This is a genomic window from Variovorax sp. M-6 (assembly GCF_052114385.1).
Taxonomy (GTDB): domain Bacteria; phylum Pseudomonadota; class Gammaproteobacteria; order Burkholderiales; family Burkholderiaceae_C; genus Variovorax.
The window spans coordinates 78,028-96,497 of record NZ_JBFREQ010000013.1; the positions used below are offsets into that span (position 1 = coordinate 78,028).

Below are 18,470 nucleotides of genomic sequence, written 5' to 3' on the forward strand. Positions count from 1 at the left end.
TATATTCTTTTTGGCAAACTATATCGACAGGCTATTTATCTATACCTAGGGTTAACTAGTAAGATCAAGTTCTTCGGACCACCAATGACAGCGATGAGCGAGCGCCCCAGGGGAATGAGCCAGACACGACTCGTGTTCGAGCGGTTGCGCAGCGCGATCGTCGAGGGACGCCTGCTGCCAGGCTCCAAGCTCAACATCGTGTCCCTGGCGGACGAGCTGGCGGTCAGCGCCGGCGCGGTGCGCGAGGGCCTCGCGATGCTCGAGGCCGAGGCGCTGGTGGTGTCGGAGCCGGCGCGCGGCTACCGCGTGAGCCCGGTGTCGGCGCTCGATCTGAGGGACCTCGTCGAGGCCCGCATCCAGATCGAAAAGCTCTGCCTGGCGGAGGCGATCCGCCATGGCGACCTGGCCTGGGAAGGCCGGATCGTCTCGGCGCTGTACCGGCTGAATCGCGTCGCCGAGCGGGACGCCGAGTTTCCGCAGCAGCTCAATGCCGAATGGGCCGCGAACCATGGCGAGTTCCATCGCGCGCTGGTGTCGGGCTGTCCCAACCAGTGGCTGCTGAAGATGCACCAGATGCTCTACCAGCAAAGCGAACGCTACCGCTACCTGTCGGCGCCGCTCGCCGCCGCGGAGCGCGACGTCAAGGCCGAGCACCAGGCGATCGTCGATGCGGTGCTCAAGCGCGACATCGAGGCCGCGCAGGCGCTGCTCGCGCAGCACCTGGACCATACGGCCCAGCTGCTGCTGAGTTCGCCGCGCCTGAATCGCGCGCCGGAAACACAGGCCGGAAGCCTGGCCGCATGACGCGGCCGAGCTGCGCCGATCTCACTCGAAGACGATCACGCCTCTGGCGTTTCGGCCTTGTGCAAGGTCGTCGAAGGCCTGCGGCGCTTCCTCGATCCGGTAGCGCCGCGTGATGAGCTCGTCCAGCTTCAGCTTGCCGGCCTGGTAGAGCCCCAGCAGCCGCGGGAAGTCGATGCGCGGCCGGGTCGAGCCGTAGTAGCTGCCCTTGATGCCCTTTTCCTCCAGCGCGAAGCTGGCCGTCTTGAGGGTGGTCATGTTGGTGGGTCCGGCCAGGCCCACGACGATCGCGGTTCCGCCCTTGCGCAGGCAGCCGTAGGCCTGGGCCACGATCTCGCCATGGCCGACGCACTCGAAGGCGTAGTCGGCGCCGCCGCCGGTGAGTTTGCGCAACTCCTTCACCAGGTTCTCCGACTTCGAGGCGTCGATCACGTGGGTGGCACCGAAGACCTTGGCCAGTTCCAGCTTGCTGGCCAGCATGTCGACCGCGACGATCATGGTCGCGCCGGCGATCTGGCAACCCTGCAGCGCGCTCAGCCCGACCCCGCCGGCGCCGAACACGACGCAGATCGAGCCCGGCTCGACCTTGGCCGTGTTGCAGGCCGCGCCCCAGCCGGTCATGACGCCGCAGCCGATCAGGGCGCAGCGGTCCAGCGGCACCCCGGGCGTGATCTTGACCACGTTGTTCTCGTGCAGCGTGGCGTATTCGGCCATCACGCCGCAGCCGCCCATCACGTTGAGCGGCTGGCCGTTCAGGTCCCAGGTGCGGGGCTGGGCGCCCGGCAGCGTGTAGGGCGTGGTGTTGCCCATGTCGCAGAGGTTGGGTCTGCCGCTGGTGCAGTAGCGGCAGCGGCCGCAGGTGTTGACGAAGCTGCTGATGACAGAGTCGCCCACCTGGAGGTCGGTGACGCTCGCCCCCACCTCGCACACCACCCCGGCCCCTTCGTGGCCAAGGATGATGGGGGCCGGCAGCGGCAGCGTGCCGTTGGTGACCGAGAGATCGCTGTGGCAGACACCGCAGGCGCCGACCTTGACCATCACCTCGTGGGGCCCGGGCGGGTCGACCAGGATGTCTTCGACGAGGACCGTCACGCCGTCGGCGCGGAACAGCACGGCCTTGGAACGCATTTGCATGGGGTCTTCCTTTGCTTCGTGGGTCGGGTCAGGCCGACCAGTGTGTGGGTCGCGGTGAGTTCGGGCAAGCCCTTCGGCCACCGCCAGCATGTCGGGTCGATCGAGCGGCCGGCCCTGCGGGAGAATCAGGGCTCGGCGACATGGAACAGGCCGTCGAACTCCTCCAGCCGGGCTGCGCGAAGGCGAGGTGGTTCGTGACCTCGGCCACCCAGCGATGCTCGCCACGCTGGAAATCCTTGCGGGCGCGTTCCAGCAGGGCCCCCAGGCCAATAGAAGTAGTGCGCGAGATCGCCGGCCTTGCCGAGTACCCGGTGACACGGCACGACGATGGCGATCGGGTTGGCGCCCACCGCCGAACCTGCGTCCAAGGCTGCGCGCCAGTCATTGATGCTCATTGCCTTGCCGATCGCTCCGTACGTCGTCGACAGGCCTGCGGGAGTGCGGCGCAGCGCCGCCCACGCGCTTTGCTGCTGCTCGGTACCGGCCGTCGCCAGCCTCCACTCGCGGAGGTGAGGCTGATTCGTAGTGATCGCAGTCCAGGTACGCAAGGCGATTCGGGAACGCCGGTCCTTGCGATCGAATTCGGCTTTCGCTGACTTCACTGTCGAGAGGATTCGAACGCAAAAAGCGGAGTGCGCGCCTGATGCCCACCGCCTAAATTTCGGCTCACCCACTCTCAACAAGGAGCTTTTCCATGTCCATCGAACAAGACAACAAGGCCATCGTCGGCCGCTGGTTCACCGACTTCTGGGGCGAGACCTGCGACCTCGGCATCGTCGACGAGATCGCCGCCCCCGACATGCTCTTGCACTACTCGCTGCATGAGCCGCGTCGCGGCCGCGAGGACATCAAGGCCTTCATGGCGGATTTCCGCAAGGCATTCCCCGACCTCAACTTCTGGGGTGCGGCGGACCTCATCGCCGAAGGTGACTACGTCGTCGGGCGCTGGGAAGGCGGCGGCACGCACACCGGCCCCGCGTTTGGCGACTTCCTGGTCGGCGGGTTGCCCGCGGCCACGGGTCGGAAGATGCATTTCACGGGCACGTCAGTGCTGCGCCTGAAGGACGGGAAGATCGTCGAAGAGATTGGCCTGGATGACGGCGTGAAGGCGCTGACGCAGCTCGGCCTCATGACGACCGTCTGACGCAAGGGGCCGTGCGCCGCACGGCGGGCGGCCCTTAGTGTCCATCCACGAGGAGCCAGAGATGTCCATCAATACCACCCGAACCAGTGCCCATGCGAATCTCGGTAGCGCGTGGCTTCGCGATCAGTCTGCTCGACTCCACCAGAGGCATCTGCAGTTCCGGCGGCACTCGGCCGAGGTTGTCGTTCCTGATGTCCAGGGAGAACCGAGCTCACCTGCAATCGAGAAGGCCGTCTCGATCGTGCAGAGCCGCGCCTATCTCGAGAACCGAGCCCTGCAGCTTCTGGTGCCCCTTGCCAGGGACGATGGCAGCTGGAGGCTGGTGACGCTCGATTTCGGTCTCGAGGCACAACGCCATGCGTGTGAGTTCCTGATGTGCTTCGCTTTCCAACCCGTGAACGGCGGACTCTCGATCACCAGTCCATTTGTCGAGATCGGATTCTCGTTGCCGGTGCCGACCGGCGATGACCGTGTCTTTGTCCTGACCGTAAGAACCGCCGCGGGGTTTTCAAGTTGACGTATGCACTAGCGCCCTTTTTTCGGATGGAGTGAACGATGAGCAAGATCATGCGCCAGCTATATGAAGAGGCACGGCTCGCGCGCGAATCGACCCCCGAGCCGATTGCGCCGGGCTCTGCGGCTTGCACTTCAAACGGAGCACTTTCGGTGTGTGAATCAGCTGCCGATCCTATGAGCATGTCTCGCCACGCCTATGAAAGATGGGTGCAGTCATTGCGTGCGCATTTCGCGAAGCCAAAGGATCACTTTGAGTAACCCGTCACGCGTGCCGCGCTCATCGAGATGGATCGGTGGAGCCGATTCGAACGAAGGGAGCTTCGAGATCGCGGACAAGCAAGTCTTTGCGAAGGCGCTGGCGTCGCGCGGCCGAACTTCCTGAGAGTCCGCTTCACCGGCAGGCTATGGTCGGCCACTTGCGGTCATTCGGCGACCGAAGCGAGCGGGTCCGGTTCGGCGTACTGTCGGTCGAGCAGACTGCCGGTCGCTTTGAACCAGCATATGGAGTCATGGGCGGCGATGACTGTCAGCTTGGCGCTTTCGGACGCGCCCGGGTCGGCCAAAGCCGCCCACTTGGCGCTGTCGGCTGCCTGCTCAAGCTCGAATATGGCCTCGCGCTGGCCTGGGCCAGCGTCGCCTTCCAGCGCCGGCCGAGTTTTCGAGAACTTCCGCCGAAACTCGGCCACGACGGCCACGAGAACTGGAGATGCGAAGCCGTCGGCTGCCAGCCCGGCTTCGGCCGCGGTCAATCGGTCATGGAGTTGGACGCAGACCTGTTGCGCAATCGTTGTCGTCATGATGCCCTTCCAGTCAGCCCGGCCGACCCTGAAAAACACCCCAAACGGCCTTCTACGGGATTCCCGCCGCCTCTCGCAGCCTGGCACTGCGGGACCGAGGTGCAGCACTTTGTTTTGAGCACACAAATTGTAGTCAGGCGATTCGACCTCGCAAGACGCAGACTGACCGCTGCTGGCGGCAGTGGGCCGGAACGTGAATTCGCGACAGTCGGGAGCAGTCGTGGGCGGGGTGGCGGGCAGGAGCCGGCCGGTACTATTGCCATTTTCCCGAGTTTTTGTTGCTGGTGCGCTGTAGCCACCCTACCATCCGGGCCCATGAAGTCCCGTCTCCGCACCTGGTCGTCCACCGGATTGCTCCGCTGCAGGTGGGGCGTGCTCGGCGCGGGCTTGCTGGGCGCAGCCGTCGCATTCGCCTCGTCCCTGGTGGACATCTCTGCGCCCGCAGGGCCGTACTCGCTGAAAGGGTTCGCGCCCGGCCAGGCCATGGCTGATTGCCCTGTCCAATGGGAGAAGTACCGCAACGACGCCGGTTTCTCGTGCATCCAGCATGGGGGCAAGCTGGCCTCCCGGCCGATCCAGGCGACATTTCTTCGGATCGAGAGCGGCAAGCTCCTGAGCGTCTGGATCGACCTGAAGGACCCCGGTGATTGGGTGCATGTCCAGAGTGCCCTCACGCAGAAGTACGGGCGCCCCGCGTTCGACCAAGGGGCCAGCCGGGCATGGGCAACGCCGGATGCGCAACTGTCGGTGGGAAATTCCGGGGGAGTGCTGCTGCTCGGCTCCTGGAAGGCGAGGCAAGGTGCGCCCGAAGCTTCAGTGGATCTCTGACGCTTCGCATGCGCGGTTCGCCGATGGGTCTGACGGGCGTGTTGTCGGTCCGGATCCGTGCGGCTCGTGGAATCGTCGGCAGCGCCCTGTCCGCCAGCATCAGGCGCCGCCGATGCCCTGTTAGAGCCGCCCGATGTCGCGTGGCCTTCCCTACACGGCGCACTGCATGTAAATTTCCTCGATGCTTCTGCCCCTGCAGGCCTACCCCGCAACTTTCGTCATCGTCAGTTCGGTCTTGCTGTACATCTCGCGGGGAGCGATCACGCGGCCGCGCTCGCACGGCTTCTATCGCTTCTTCGCGGTGGAGTGCATCTTCGGCCTGATCTGGATCAATCTGCCGGTGTGGGGCGACGATCCTCTGCTGTCACCGAGCCAGTTTCTGGCGCAACTGTTCCTCGTCACGTCGGCCTGGCTGCCGCTGCATGCGGCACGCCGCCTGAGACAGCTGGGCCAGCCAAGCAGCGCCCGCAAGGACGAGGCACTGATCGGATTCGAGAAGACCACTCGACTGGTGACGACAGGAGCCTTCAAATACATCCGCCACCCGATGTACACGGCGCTGATCTGCCTTGCCTGGGGCGTCTTTCTGCAGCGCTTCACCTGGCTGGGCTTGCTGCTGGTGTTGGCATCGACCGCGCTGATCTTCGTCACCGCCAAGCGCGAGGAAAAAGAGTGCATCGAACATTTCGGCGATGCCTACCGTGACTACATGCGCCGCACACAACGCTTCGTCCCCTACCTGCTCTAGTGGCCAGGCGACAAGCCGCCTCCAGGGGGCGGGTCATTCGCCCAGGCCCCCTTCTGCCTCAGGCCGACAAGCAGCGGCTTCCGTCTTTCCCCGCCGCACGGCAATGTCGCGCTGTGGGGCGTTCGTCAGCGACTGCCAGCCGCCGGTTCCCGACGTGCATAGAACTCCGCAACGCTGTCGAGCTCCTGGGACGTGAGCGGACGCACCACATTGCGCATCTGCGCGAAGCTGTCGTTGCGCCGCGCACCGGATGCGAAGGCCTTCATCTCCTTCAGCAGGTATTCCTTCGGCATGCCTTCCAGCCACGGCGCGCCGATCTTGTGGTCGATGCCGCCGTGGCACGAAACGCAAGGGACGATGTTGCGCAGCGGGTCACCGACGCGCACAAGCGCCGGTGCATCCATTTCGCCGGCCTGCACGATCGCCGCGCGCGCCTTGGGCAGTGAGTCGTAATAGGCCGCGATGTCGGTGATGTCTTTGTCCGACAGTCTTTGCGCGAGCGTTTGCATGATGGCGCTGGCGCGGTCGCCCCGCTTGTAATCGTGCAATTGCTTGATGACGACTTCCGGGTACTGCCCGGCCAAGTTCGGTGCATTCGCGTCGCTCATGCCTTGTGCCCCGTGGCACATGCTGCACTGCTGGACCGCGATGGTGGCGCCGCGGCCGATTGCGTCGCCCGCGCCCGCGCGTGCCATGTCGCTCGTCAGCACGACCTGAGTCGTGCCTTTGCTAGCACTGGGCCATTTGCCTTGCGCGATCCATTCACTCGGTACGCCCGCGGCGCGGCAAATGCTGTCCCAGACGCCCTTGGCCGTGAAGTCGCTCTGCAGCGAGGGCAGCCAGATGAGGCCGACGAGCAGCGCGGCCACCGTCATGCCACTGACGCCGAGCACGCTCCAGCGAAACCAACCGTTGCGCCACGTGTACAGGCGAGGTTCCTGCATCATCGTCCTCCTATGGGAATGGCAGGTACCGAGGTCTCCTTCAGCGACGCGAGCTGCGCGATCGGAAAGCCGTAGTTCACGAGCGTGAGCGCGATCATCAATGAAAGCCATAGGCCGAAGCCGTTCAGCGCGATCGGCGTGGTCGCCGGCATGTGCACCGGCGTGCTGAAGGTGAAGGTCGCCGGTTGCGCATCAGTCTTCCTCGCGCGCGCCAGGATGTAGACGAATACCAGGGCGGAGATCACCAGCATCAGCCCGCCGATGGATCCCGCAATCAACGTCCAGCCCTGGCCGGCCAGCGCCGGGTTGGAGAAATCGAAATACGCCATGCGCCGCGGCATTCCCAGGAGGCCGACCCAGTGCCAAGGCATCGTCATGACCATCATGCCCACGAACCACAACCACAGTTGCGCCTTGATGGGCCCAACGGGCAATGGCCTGCAGCCTGTCAGCTGCGGCCACAGGTCGTAGGCCACCATGAAATACATGATGACGATGGCACCCGCGAAGATGAGGTGGAAGTGCCCTGTTACCCACTGCGTGTTGTGGATGGTTTCGTTGAGCTGGAAGCTCATGTTGATGAGGCCGCCCGCGCCGCCGAAGCCCAGCATGATGAAAGAGAAGGTGACGGCCAGCATCATCGGGTTGCCCCATGGCAGCGCTTTGACCCATCCGAAGATCCCCTTGCCGCCGCGCAGTCGCGCCGCGATCTCGACCGACGCGACGATGGTGAACACCGTCAGGAAGGTCGGCACAGCCACCATCGCGGTGAACACCGAGTGCAGGAACTTGATCCCGAACCCCACTTGCGGATCGGCGAACAAATGGTGGACGCCGATCGGCATCGAGAACACCAGGAACAGCACGAAGGCGACGCGTCCCATCGTGTCGCTGTAGAGGCGTCCGCCGATGGCACGCGGCACGATCGTGTAGAACGCGATGTAGGTCGGCATCAGCCAGAAGTACACAATGGCGTGCAGCGTCCATGAGAAGAAAACGCGCGCCAGGCCAGCGTCGATGGTGTCCTTGAAGCCGAGTGCCACCGGCAGGATCAAGAAGATGATCTCGATCGCCGCGCCCACCGAGGTCCATGCCCACAGGTAGGCGCCGGCCACGTTGCCGAACATCGCCAGCGGCACGGCCTTGCCTGCGTTGTCCTTCTTCCAGGCCCGCAAGTTGATGGCCATGAGTGCCACCCATACCCAAGAGCCGACCACCACCAGCACGACGCCCAGGTAGTAGAAGACGCTGCCGATCATCGGCGGGTAAAAGGTGTAGAGCACCGAAGCGCTGCCCATTGCAATCGGCGTGGCCGCCATCACCGTGCCCGCCATCACCATCCAGAAGCCGATCCACGCCCAGCGCAGTCCGAGCAGGCGCCGCTTCAATGCCAGCTCGGTGATCGCATAGCCGAAGCCCATCGCAACCAGCGTTGGAAACACGTAGCCCATCACCGTGCCGTGGCCAGTCACCGAGCGGTAGTAGTGCTCGGGGTCGCCGACCCACGCGCTGAGCGGGCTGCGCACGAACATCTGCCATTCGCCGAGCACGATGGCTGCGGTGAATGCCACGAAGGCGACCCAGAAATGCGCGAGTACAAGTCGCTTAGCGAGGAACACAGCTCATCCTCTCTCCGCCCTTCGCCTTGGCGAGGAACTCTTCGGCCGGCAGCACCTGCACGCGGCCCCACATCGCCTCATGCCCCGTGCCACAGTACTCATGGCAGGGCATCAGGCGCTCGCCGGCCTTGTCGAACCGGGCGGTGAAGGTGGCGATGAAGCCAGGAACAAGCATCACGTTTGCGTTGGTCTTGTCGATGACGAAGCCGTGGACGGCATCGGTGCTGGTCGCGCGAAAAGTGACCGGCATGCCGGCCGGCACAACCAGGCATTGCGGCTCAAACGAATACTGTTGCGCGATGAGTCGAACCATGACCTTGCCATCTTCGCCCAGCGTCGTGCCAAGGTTGTCTTCGACGAACTCACCCGAAATGTGGAGCTTGCGCGGGTCGATCGTTTCCACACGCGACGGCGGCATGGACGCCCAGTGCAGGCTGGTGAGAACCATGGTCGCCACCAATATTGCGATGATGAGCACGACGATGACGGCCCAGCGTCGCTCGGCCGCGTCGGCGACGGCCACCGAGGCGTGTGCGGCGTCGGCACCCGTCGGCGTCACTGGACTGCTCCCCGCGGAAGGAAGGCAAAGAAGTAGAAGATGAAGAACATGGCTACGACAAGGACCGTAGCGACGCCGACCACCGCGAACGTACCCGCTGGCCCGCGCCGCACGATCTCCTCGATGCGGTCACCGTCATGCGCGGGATCCAATGCACTCGCAGCTGTCGAATCATCGTCATGCGTTGCCATGGTGCAGACCCTGTTCTATTCCGGAATGATCTTGCGCAGTTCGCTGACCTGCGCAGGCGTCACGGGCGTTCCGCTGTTCTCCCAGGCCACGCGGATATAGGTGACGACAGCCGCCACTTCCTCGTCGTTGAGGATGTGCGAGAAGGGCGGCATTCCGTGCGGCCTTGGGTTCTTCATCGTCCCCGGCGCGTAGCCGCCGTTCAGCACCATGCGGATCGAGTTGACCGGTGACGACATCGTGATCGACTGGTTGCTCGCCAGCGGCGGGTAGCTCGGCGGAAAGCCCTTGCCTTCGTCGCCGTGGCACATGAAGCATTGCCTCGCGTAGGTCTTGCGGCCGAGTTCCATCACGTTCGGGCTTACCAGCCGCGCGCTGCTGGTCGGCGGTGGCTCGGAGTCGCGCTGCGGCAGTTCCTTGAGGTACACCGCCATCGCCTCGACGTCTTCGTCGCTCAGGTACTGGAGGCTGTTGTAGACCACCTCGGCCATCGGTCCATACACCGTGGCCCGATGCGAGACGCCGACCTGCAACAGGTCCTTGATGTCCTTGATGCTCCAGTTGCCGAGGCCGGCCTCGTGATTCGATGTCAGCGAGGGCGCATACCAGTTCTGGTTGGGGATCATCCCGCCTTCGAACTCCTGCGAGGTCTTGGAACCGCCCAGCCGGTTGATGGCCGTGTGGCACATCGCACAATGGCCAAGGCCCTCGACGAGGTAAGCGCCGCGGTTCCACTGCGTCGACTTGCTCTGGTCCGGCACGTATTCGCCCTGCTTGAAGTAAAGCGTGCGCCAGCCGATCAACAGGTCGCGCTGGTTGAACGGAAAGCTCAGTTCGTGCGGCCGGTTCTTCAGAGCAACGGGCGGCACCGACATCAGATAGGCGTAGATGGCGTCCGAATCTTCGCGCGTCACCTTGGTGTATGACGCGAAAGGCATCGCCGGGTACATCAGCGTGCCGTCCCTCGACACGCCGTTGTGCATCATCCGATAGAAGTCGTCGGCGGTCCATTTGCCGATGCCGGTCTCGTCGTCGGGCGTGATGTTGGGCGCGTAGAGATTGCCGAAGGGCGTGGGCATGGGCCGACCGCCGGCGAACTGCTTTTCGCCGGGGTTCGAGTGGCAGGCCACGCAATCGCCGGCGCGCGCGAGGTATTCGCCCTTCTTGATCGTTTGCGTGGTCGGGTCCATCGGAACCGCGCCGGGGATCACCGGCAGGTAGCCGGGCATGAAGATGGCGAGCGCGCCCGCGACCACCACCACCGCGGCCACCGCGGTGATGAGGACGATGCGCGTGCCTTTCCTCATGGCATGGGCTTCTGGCTGCCGCACGAGATCGGCATGCCCTGGAGGTTGGCCTTCGCAGGCGATGGGTCGGTCGGCGCGTCCTGCGCGGCCAGCCAGGTGGCCACGGCATGCACATCGGCCTCCGTAAGTCGATCGGCAATGCGCTTCATGCAATCAGGTTGTTGCGCCTGCCGCCCGCCGGTGCGCCAGCGCGTGAGTTGCGCCACGATGTACGGCGCGCGCAGGCCGGCCAGTCCCGGAATGCCTGGCTCCATGCCGGTGAGGCCCGCGCCGTGGCAGGTGATGCAGGCAGGCAACTGCTTGCTCGGGTCGCCGGTGATCGCCAGCGTCTGGCCACGCGCGAACACTTCAGGCGCGGCCGCGCTCGATTGCTTGGCTTCGAAGGCCGGCCGCTGCTTCGCAAAGTACTCGGCGATCTCGCGCAAGTAGGCATCGGGCAGATACGCGACGAGGTAGTTCATCGGCGGGTACTCGCGCTTGCCGTCTCGAAACGCCACCAGTTGGTTATAGAGGTAGGCGGTCGGCTTGCCGGCGATGCGCGGGAAGTAGGCGTTGCTCGTGCCCTGGCCGCTCTGGCCGTGGCAGGTCACGCAGCCCTGCATGCGCGCTTCCATCGTATCCACAGACTTGAACGCGGGGATCGCCGAGTCCTGCGCGCTGGCCATGCCGACGCTCGCGAGCACGCACACCGCGGCCAGCCATGTGGAAGCGGGCTTCCGGCAGACCGCGTAATGGGCGTGAGCAGCCATTTGTTGACTTTTATACGTCGTTTGGCCTGGCGTCAATTGCCCCGAGGGGCGGGCCCCTACGGCCGCCCGCCGTTCGCGAGCAGATCCAAACACCTGCTTGAGCCCGCGTGGCGCGGTTTTAGCGCCGCGCTGACCCATGGATCGCGGATCTCCCTTTCCAAATGCGAAGTCCGCTTCTTGCCGGAGCGGCCGTGGTGTTGAGCTTCACGTGCTTCCGCTTCAGGCCGGGACCGCCTGGTCCCGAGGCGCGCTGACGGCTGCCATTGAACAACCAGGCCATCAGCCCGAACGACAACTGCCGGGTTCGGCTGCGAACTCACAGTCGCGGCCATCACCGGTCCTTCGCCGGCGCCAAATGTTCGGCAGCTCAAGACTCGATTGCGGTCGTCGGCCGCAAGACAGCTCTGGCCCAGAGCGCAGGTTGGCGGCCTACCCACTCGGCACTAGGCTCCAGATGGTTTCAGCGTATTCGTGGATGGCCCGATCTGATGAGAACTTGCCAGATCGAGCCGTGTTGAGGATCGACATGCGCGTCCAGCGTCCCGGATCTTCCCAGGCGGCGTCCACGCGCGTCTGGCATGCCATGTAGTCGGCGAAGTCGGCGAGCACGAGGAAGTGATCCCATTGCATCAGGTTTTCCACCAGCGGGCGAAACACATCGGGGTCGCCGCGTGAGAAATGCCCCGAGGCGATGAGGTCCAGCGCGTCGCGCAGTTCGTCGTTCGCTGCCACGTAGTCCGCTGGGCGATAGCCCTCACGCTGCAGACGCGCCACATCTTCCGCGCGCAGGCCGAAGAGGAAGAAGTTCTCCGCGCCCACCTCCTCGCGGATCTCGACATTGGCCCCGTCCAGCGTTCCGATGGTCAGAGCCCCGTTCATCATGAACTTCATATTGCCGGTTCCGGATGCTTCCTTGCCGGCGGTCGAAATCTGCTCAGACAGGTCAGCAGCCGGATAGATGTAGTGGGCATTCGTGACGCTGAAATTCGGAAAGAAAACCACCTTCAGCCGTCCTGCCATCGTTGGATCGTCCTCAATCGCTTCAGCGATGCCGTTGATGAGGCGGATGATCAGCTTGGCCATCGCGTAGCCCGGTGCCGCCTTGCCGCCGAAGACGAAACAGCGCGGCGCCAGGGCGAACTGCGGATCGCGGCGCATGCGCTGGTATAGGGCCACGATGTACAGCGCGTTCAGGTGCTGGCGCTTGTATTCATGGATGCGCTTGACCTGGATGTCGAAGAGTGCGCTCGGATCAACGACGATGCCGGTGGCGCTGCGAATGCGCTGCGCCAGCACTTCCTTGTTCGCGCGCTTGATCTGGCGCCAGCGCTCCTGGAACGCCGCGTCGTCTGCATGCGCCTCGAGAGCCCGCAAGCGCTTGAGGTCCGTCACCCACCCCTTGCTCACCGTCTCGTCCAACAGCCGCGCAAGGCCAGGGTTGCACAGGGTCAGGAAGCGCCGCGGCGTGACGCCATTGGTGACGTTGTGGAAGCGGTCGGGCCACAGCTCGGCAAAGTCCCGCAGTACGGTCTCTCGCAGCAGCGTCGAATGCAGGGCCGCGACGCCGTTGACGGCATGGCTGCCGACGGTCGCCAGGTGCGCCATGCGGATGCGCCGAATGCCGGATTCGTCGATCAGGGACATACGGGCCACGCGCGATTCGTCGCCCGGTAGACGCTGTCGGACCGTATCAAGAAAGCGGCGGTTGATCTCCAGGATGATCTCTAACGGTCGCGGCAGAAGGCTCTGGAACAGTGGCAGCGGCCAAGTCTCCAGCGCTTCGGGCAGCAGCGTGTGATTGGTGTAGGCAAGGGTGCGGCAGGTGATGTCCCAGGCCTGGTCCCACGGCAGTTCGCGCTCGTCCACGAGGAGTCGCATCAGTTCGGCAACCGCGATCGAAGGGTGGGTGTCATTGAGTTGCGCCGCGAACACGTCGGCAAAGCGTTCGATCGGCTCGCCCTTGAGATCGAGCAAGCGCAGCATGTCCTGCAGCGAGCAGGACACGAAGAAGTACTGCTGCGCCAAGCGCAGGCGCTTGCCGATGTCGGGCTCATCGTTTGGATAGAGCACCTTCGAGAGCGTCTCGGAGACCACCTTCTGCTCCACCGCGCCGTAGTAGTCGCCGACATTGAAGTCGGTCAGGTCGAACGACTCGACGGCCTCGCTCTTCCACAGTCGCAGCGTGTTGCAGCGGTGGACCCGATAGCCCGACACAGGCGTGTCGCAAGCCACTCCTTTGACCTGCCTGGCCGCGATCCAGCGCACGCGATACTGCCCCTGCGCGTCGGTCGCAGGTTCCGTATGCCCGCCGAAGTGAACATAGAAGGCGACATCCGGACGCACGATCTCCCAAGGGTTGCCCTTCTGCAGCCACTTGTCGGTTTCCTCCACTTGCCAGCCATCGCGGATCGATTGACGAAAGATGCCGAATTCGTAGCGGATGCCGTAGCCGATGGCCGTCTTTTCGAGCGTCGCGAGCGAGTCCATGTAGCAGGCCGCGAGCCGGCCGAGACCGCCGTTGCCGAGGCCCGGCTCTTCCTCCAGGGCCATCACGGCATCCAGGTCCTGACCGAGCGCACTCAAGGCGGCTCGCGCTTGCGCCTCGATGCCGAGGTTGATCAAATTGTTGCCGAGTTGCGGTCCGATCAGGAATTCGGCGGACAGGTAGCAGACCACCCGCGCTTCGCGCGCGCGATCGGTCTCCATCGTGTCGACCCAGCGCGCCAGCAGGCGGTCGCGCACGGTGTAGGCGAGCGCCATGTACCAGTCGTGCGGGGTGGCGATGGCCGGAAAGCGCGCCTGCAGGCACACGAGGTTGTCGACGACGTCGCGCTGCAGCGCACTGGCGTCCAGACCGCGCCGGGCGGCGCCGGCGCCGCTGGGGATCGTGCTCGGGGTAGGGCTGGCGGGCATGTTTCATCCCCTCGACCTCAGCCCGGCCACACCCAATTCGCGACCTCGGCGTGGTCGGTGCCGTGGGTGTGCGCGTAGTTCAGGTTGTCGATGATGGCGTTCTTCATGTCTTCCCGCAGGTGCGCCGCGCGGCTCTGCAGGCGCGGCACGCGGTCGAGGACGTCGATCACCAGATTGAAGCGGTCGACCTGGTTGAGGATGGCGAGCTCCATCGGCGTGTTGATGTTGCCCTTCTCCTTGTAGCCGCGCACGTGCAGGTGCTCGTGGTTGCAGAAGCGGTAGGCCAGCTTGTGGATCAGCCAGGGGTATCCGTGGAAGTTGAAGATTACCGGCTTGTCGCGCGTGAACAGACTTTCGAACTCACGATCGGACGAACCGTGCGGATGCTCGCTGGCCGGCTGCATCCTGAACAGGTCCACCACGTTCACGAAGCGCAGCTTGAGGTCAGGCACCCGTTCACGCAGGATCGCCGTTGCCGCCAATGCCTCCTGCGTCGCGACATCGCCGCACGAGGCCATCACCACGTCCGGCTCATCCCCCTCGTCGCTGCTCGCGCGCCGCCAGATGCCCATGCCCTTGGCACAGTGCGCGATCGCCTCCTCGATGGTCGTGAACTGCAGGTGCTTCTGCTTGTCCGCCACGATCACGTTGATGCAGTCTGTGGAGCGCAAGCAGGCGTCTGCCACCGCCAGCAGCGTGTTGGCGTCCGGCGGCAGGTAGACGCGCGTGACCGACGGGCTCTTGTTGGTCACCAGGTCGATGAAGCCGGGGTCCTGGTGCGAGAAGCCATTGTGGTCCTGACGCCAGACGGTGGACGACAGCAGGATGTTCTCCGACGCTACCGACGCGCGCCACGGCACATGGTTCTTGCAGATGTCCAGCCACTTCGCATGCTGGTTGAACATCGAATCCACGACGTGGGCGAAAGCCTCGTAGGTGTGGAAGAAGCCGTGGCGGCCCGAGAGCAGGTAGCCTTCGAGCCATCCCATCAACGTGTGCTCGGACAGCATCTCCATCACGCGGCCGTCGCGGGCGAGCTCTCCGCCATCCGCGTCCTCCGGCAGCAAGTCGGCCATCCACACTTTCTTGCTGACCTCGTAGATCGCCTGCAGACGGTTGGAGGCGGTCTCGTCAGGGCCGAACACGCGAAAGGTGCTCATGTTGTTGCGCATCGTGTCGCGCAGGAATTCACCCAGAGGCCGGGTGTTCTCGTACAGCACCTTGCCGGCCTCGTGCACGTCCACCGCGTAGTCGCGGAAGTCAGGCAGCTTCAACTCCCGGCGCAGCAGGCCACCATTGGCGACCGGGTTGGCGCTGATGCGTCGCGGCCCAGAGGGTGCGAGTTTCCTGAGCTCGGGGACCAGCCGCCCGCCGGCATCAAACAGGTCCTCCGGCTTGTAGCTGCGCATCCAGCTCTCAAGCAGTTCCAGGCTCGCGGGGTTCTCGCGCACGTCCGAGAAAGGCACCTGGTGCGAACGCCAGGAGCCTTCGACCTTGTGACCCCGGATTTCCTTCGGCCCGCTCCAGCCCTTGGGCGTGCGCAGCACAATCATCGGCCAGCGCGGCCGCTCGGCGCGGCCGCTCACGCCCGCCTTCTCCCGGATGTCGCGGAGCTCGGCGAAGATCGTATCGAGCGTTGCGGCCATCTTCTGATGCATCTCGGAGGGGTCCGATCCCTCGACGAAATACGGCTTGTAGCCGTAGCCCACGAAGAGCGCCTCCAGTTCCTCGTGGCTGATGCGCGCGAGGATGGTCGGATTGGCGATCTTGTAGCCGTTCAGGTTCAGGATGGGCAGCACGGCGCCGTCTCGAACCGGATTGATGAACTTGTTTGAATGCCAGGCCGTGGCGAGCGGGCCGGTCTCGGCCTCGCCGTCGCCAACCACGCAGGCCACGACGAGGTCGGGGTTGTCGAGCGCGGCGCCGTAGGCATGCGAGAGGCTGTAGCCCAACTCTCCGCCTTCGTGGATCGAACCCGGCGTCTCGGGCGTGACATGCGAGCCGATGTGCCCCGGGAAAGAGAACTGCTTGAAGAACTTCCCCATGCCCTCGGCATCCTCGCTCTTGTCCGGATACACCTCGGAGTAGGTGCCTTCGAGGTAAGCGGGGCCGAGCACGCCCGGCGCGCCATGCCCCGGCCCGGCCATGAAGATCACGTCCTGATCGTCGCGCTTGATCACACGGTTCAGATGCGCCCATACGAACGAGAGCGCCGGGCTCGCGCCCCAATGTCCGAGCAAGCGGTGCTTTACGTGCTCGACCTTCAGCGGCTCGCGCAGCAGCGGGTTGTCCCGCAGATAAATCATCCCGACCGAAAGATAGTTGCACGCGCGCCACCAGGCGTCAATGCGTCGCAGTTCGTCCTTGTCCAGCGGTTTCTGCTGCGTGGCACGCGAAGAGGCTTGCTTGGTCATGCTGCGTCTCCTGTCAACAGGGTCGCCAGTAGCGCCGGGCACGCTGCGTCGGCGCGGGCCGCCGCGCCTGTGGCCGGCCCCGGGGAATTCAGCGAATCGAGCGATTTGCCTTTGTCGCCAGCTACGCCTCGTCGGTGAGCTGCAGAACCACCCGGCCCTCGATCTCGCCCTTGCGCATGCGATCGAAGATCGGGTTGATGTTCTCGATGCGGTCTTCGCTGTACAGGGTATGTACCTTGCCCTCGCCGGCGAAGGCCAGCGCTTCCTGCAGGTCCTTGCGAGTGCCGACGATCGAGCCGCGGACCGTTTTTGCGTTGAGCACCACATCGAAGATCGGCAGGCCGAAGTCGCCTGGCGGCAGTCCGACCATCGACATGGTTCCCCGCTTGTGCAACATGCCGAGTGCTTGAGAGAAGGCGGCGCGCGAGGCCGCCGTCACGAGTACGCCGTGCGCCCCCTTGAGATCGCGCTGGAACTCCTTGACCGGATCGGCAGTGGCGGCGTTGACCACCATATCCGCGCCTACCTGTTTGGCCAACTGGAGCTTGGCATCGTCGATGTCCACCGCCGCCACATGAAAGCCCATGGCCTTGGCGTATTGCACTGCCAGATGGCCCAGCCCGCCGACACCCGAGATCGCAACCCAGTCGCCGGATTGGCAGTCGAGCACCTTGAGGCCCTTGTAGACAGTGACCCCCGCGCAAAGAATGGGTGCGAGCTCAGCGAAACCTCGATTCGCGGGCAGGTGTCCGACGTAGCCCGGATCGGCCAGCACGTATTCCGCATAGCCGCCGTCGACGGTGTAGCCCGTCATTTGCTGCCCATCACACAAGGTTTCCCAGCCCGTGATGCAGTGCTCGCAATGGCCGCAGGCGGTATGCAGCCACGGCACGCCGACACGGTCGCCTTCCTTCACATGCTTCACGCCAGCGCCCACGGCGGCCACATGCCCCACACCTTCGTGGCCGGGAATGAATGGCGGCGATGGCTTGACCGGCCAGTCGCCGTCGGCGGCGTGCAGGTCGGTGTGGCAGACGCCCGAGGCCGCCACCTTCACCAGCACCTGGCCCGGTACCACGATCGGCATCGGCACTTCATCGATCACGAGCGGTTCGCCGAACTCGTGGACCACTGCGGCCTTCATCGTCTGCATTGCGACCTCCGGAAGGTTTTGGACAACAGCGCAGCCAAGATCAAATTGTCGACCGCGACAGCGCGCGGCACAACAAGAGGATCAGGGCAAATGCCAGCGTTGCATTTGGGTACAAAGCGGCGGAGGAACCGGTTTCCGCACGGCTCGCCAGTGATTCAACATCCGCGCACAATGGGGTCAAGCCGGTCGGCCTGCATGTCGTGCTGGCACGCGTCACTGCCTGCCGATGCCGCTCATCGCCGCCCTGTATTGGCGTGAAGCCGTAACTTTTGTCGAGCGCCTGACTGGGCGCGCCGGGAGCCCTTTATGGATCGGGCATCTGTGACTTCCGCTATCGGCGACATGCTTGCCGAACTGGACCGCAAGCAGGACAGCATTCACGTGCAGGAAGCGAGGAGAGCACTCACTCGTGCTCGGCAATTGATCGAGGCCAACCCAGACGGCTCGCCGAGGAACGAGGAGCTTGTGGACGCGATGAGCCAATTGGTCATGTTCGCGATACCCGGATAGGACGACCCTCCAATGAAGCTGCGGTCGGGTGCCACAGCGATGCGATCGTCGGATCCAGCGAGCGCAGGCCTGGGCGTCACGATTGTCGCGGGGCGCTGCCTCGGACCCGGTGGCGAGACGCTCAAGCGTCCGGCATTGGCGCGGA

Annotated in this window: 19 protein-coding genes and 1 pseudogene; 7 read left to right on the forward strand and 13 right to left on the reverse strand. The window is 64.5% G+C overall.

The features are described from left to right. Positions 1-93 precede the first annotated feature (93 nt). Positions 94-804 (forward strand): GntR family transcriptional regulator, encoded by a 711-nt coding sequence (locus tag AB4Z46_RS16540; RefSeq protein ID WP_442284602.1) that lies wholly within the window; start codon positions 94-96, stop codon positions 802-804. Positions 805-825: 21 nt separating this feature from the next. On the opposite strand, the gene AB4Z46_RS16545 is transcribed toward AB4Z46_RS16540, so the two are convergent. The 3 genes and pseudogenes from AB4Z46_RS16545 to AB4Z46_RS16555 all read right to left on the reverse strand — a co-directional run. Beyond that, on the reverse strand, positions 826-1,935 hold the full coding sequence (locus AB4Z46_RS16545) for a zinc-binding dehydrogenase (RefSeq protein ID WP_442284603.1): 1,110 nt from the start codon (positions 1,933-1,935) through the stop codon (positions 826-828). Positions 1,936-1,963: 28 nt separating this feature from the next. Further along, positions 1,964-2,320, reverse strand: coding sequence for an alkyl sulfatase dimerization domain-containing protein (locus AB4Z46_RS16550; RefSeq protein ID WP_442284675.1), 357 nt, complete (start codon positions 2,318-2,320; stop codon positions 1,964-1,966). Beyond that, a pseudogene (locus AB4Z46_RS16555) lies at positions 2,220-2,609 on the reverse strand (methylated-DNA--[protein]-cysteine S-methyltransferase); the annotation flags it as partial. The gene AB4Z46_RS16550 and the pseudogene AB4Z46_RS16555, both read right to left, overlap by 101 nt. A gap of 20 nt (positions 2,610-2,629) precedes the next feature. Here AB4Z46_RS16555 and AB4Z46_RS16560 point away from each other — a divergent pair. The 3 genes from AB4Z46_RS16560 to AB4Z46_RS16570 all read left to right on the forward strand — a co-directional run bounded on the left by AB4Z46_RS16560 (position 2,630) and on the right by AB4Z46_RS16570 (position 3,853). After that, positions 2,630-3,079 carry an ester cyclase gene (locus AB4Z46_RS16560; RefSeq protein ID WP_442284604.1) on the forward strand — a complete coding sequence of 150 codons (450 nt, stop codon included), beginning with the start codon at positions 2,630-2,632 and terminating at the stop codon, positions 3,077-3,079. 61 nt (positions 3,080-3,140) lie between these two features. After that, positions 3,141-3,596 (forward strand): hypothetical protein, encoded by a 456-nt coding sequence (locus tag AB4Z46_RS16565; protein ID WP_442284605.1) that lies wholly within the window; start codon positions 3,141-3,143, stop codon positions 3,594-3,596. 38 nt (positions 3,597-3,634) lie between these two features. Further along, positions 3,635-3,853, forward strand: a complete 219-nt coding sequence (locus AB4Z46_RS16570; RefSeq protein WP_442284606.1) for a hypothetical protein — start codon at positions 3,635-3,637, stop codon at positions 3,851-3,853. A gap of 164 nt (positions 3,854-4,017) precedes the next feature. Here AB4Z46_RS16570 and AB4Z46_RS16575 read toward each other — a convergent pair whose 3' ends face one another. Next, positions 4,018-4,392 carry a hypothetical protein gene (locus AB4Z46_RS16575; RefSeq protein WP_442284607.1) on the reverse strand — a complete coding sequence of 125 codons (375 nt, stop codon included), beginning with the start codon at positions 4,390-4,392 and terminating at the stop codon, positions 4,018-4,020. Between the two features lie 315 nt (positions 4,393-4,707). Between AB4Z46_RS16575 and AB4Z46_RS16580 the strand changes: the two genes are divergently transcribed. Next, positions 4,708-5,220, forward strand: coding sequence for a hypothetical protein (locus AB4Z46_RS16580; RefSeq protein ID WP_442284608.1), 513 nt, complete (start codon positions 4,708-4,710; stop codon positions 5,218-5,220). Between the two features lie 181 nt (positions 5,221-5,401). After that, positions 5,402-5,968, forward strand: a complete 567-nt coding sequence (locus AB4Z46_RS16585; protein WP_442284609.1) for a methyltransferase family protein — start codon at positions 5,402-5,404, stop codon at positions 5,966-5,968. Positions 5,969-6,093: 125 nt separating this feature from the next. Here the strand turns inward: AB4Z46_RS16585 and AB4Z46_RS16590 are convergent, their stop codons facing one another. The 9 genes from AB4Z46_RS16590 to adhP form a co-directional block, all read right to left on the reverse strand. Next, positions 6,094-6,912, reverse strand: coding sequence for a c-type cytochrome (locus AB4Z46_RS16590; protein WP_442284610.1), 819 nt, complete (start codon positions 6,910-6,912; stop codon positions 6,094-6,096). Then, a complete protein-coding gene (locus AB4Z46_RS16595; protein WP_442284611.1) occupies positions 6,912-8,531 on the reverse strand; it encodes a cbb3-type cytochrome c oxidase subunit I in 1,620 nt (539 codons plus the stop codon). The genes AB4Z46_RS16590 and AB4Z46_RS16595 overlap by 1 nt, the downstream gene beginning before the upstream one ends. Beyond that, complete coding sequence (locus AB4Z46_RS16600) at positions 8,518-9,090, reverse strand: cytochrome C oxidase subunit II (protein ID WP_442284612.1); 573 nt, start codon at positions 9,088-9,090, stop codon at positions 8,518-8,520. Before AB4Z46_RS16600 ends, AB4Z46_RS16595 begins: the two co-directional genes overlap by 14 nt. Further along, on the reverse strand, positions 9,087-9,281 hold the full coding sequence (locus AB4Z46_RS16605) for a hypothetical protein (protein ID WP_442284613.1): 195 nt from the start codon (positions 9,279-9,281) through the stop codon (positions 9,087-9,089). Before AB4Z46_RS16605 ends, AB4Z46_RS16600 begins: the two co-directional genes overlap by 4 nt. Before the next feature lie 15 nt (positions 9,282-9,296). Further along, the gene (locus AB4Z46_RS16610) at positions 9,297-10,586 is read right to left on the reverse strand and encodes a c-type cytochrome (RefSeq protein WP_442284614.1); all 1,290 of its coding nucleotides are present in this window, start codon (positions 10,584-10,586) and stop codon (positions 9,297-9,299) included. Beyond that, a complete protein-coding gene (locus tag AB4Z46_RS16615) occupies positions 10,583-11,251 on the reverse strand; it encodes a c-type cytochrome (RefSeq protein ID WP_442284676.1) in 669 nt (222 codons plus the stop codon). The genes AB4Z46_RS16610 and AB4Z46_RS16615 overlap by 4 nt, the downstream gene beginning before the upstream one ends. Positions 11,252-11,764: 513 nt before the next feature. Next, on the reverse strand, positions 11,765-14,248 hold the full coding sequence (locus tag AB4Z46_RS16620; protein ID WP_442284615.1) for a glycogen/starch/alpha-glucan phosphorylase: 2,484 nt from the start codon (positions 14,246-14,248) through the stop codon (positions 11,765-11,767). Positions 14,249-14,265: 17 nt separating this feature from the next. Further along, the gene (locus AB4Z46_RS16625) at positions 14,266-16,662 is read right to left on the reverse strand and encodes a phosphoketolase family protein (RefSeq protein WP_442284616.1); all 2,397 of its coding nucleotides are present in this window, start codon (positions 16,660-16,662) and stop codon (positions 14,266-14,268) included. Positions 16,663-16,783: 121 nt separating this feature from the next. Further along, the gene (gene adhP / locus AB4Z46_RS16630; RefSeq protein WP_442284617.1) at positions 16,784-17,815 is read right to left on the reverse strand and encodes an alcohol dehydrogenase AdhP; all 1,032 of its coding nucleotides are present in this window, start codon (positions 17,813-17,815) and stop codon (positions 16,784-16,786) included. A gap of 342 nt (positions 17,816-18,157) precedes the next feature. Between adhP and AB4Z46_RS16635 the strand changes: the two genes are divergently transcribed. Next, positions 18,158-18,325: a hypothetical protein gene (locus tag AB4Z46_RS16635; protein WP_442284618.1), complete on the forward strand. Its 168-nt coding sequence runs from the start codon at positions 18,158-18,160 to the stop codon at positions 18,323-18,325. Positions 18,326-18,470: the final 145 nt, after the last annotated feature.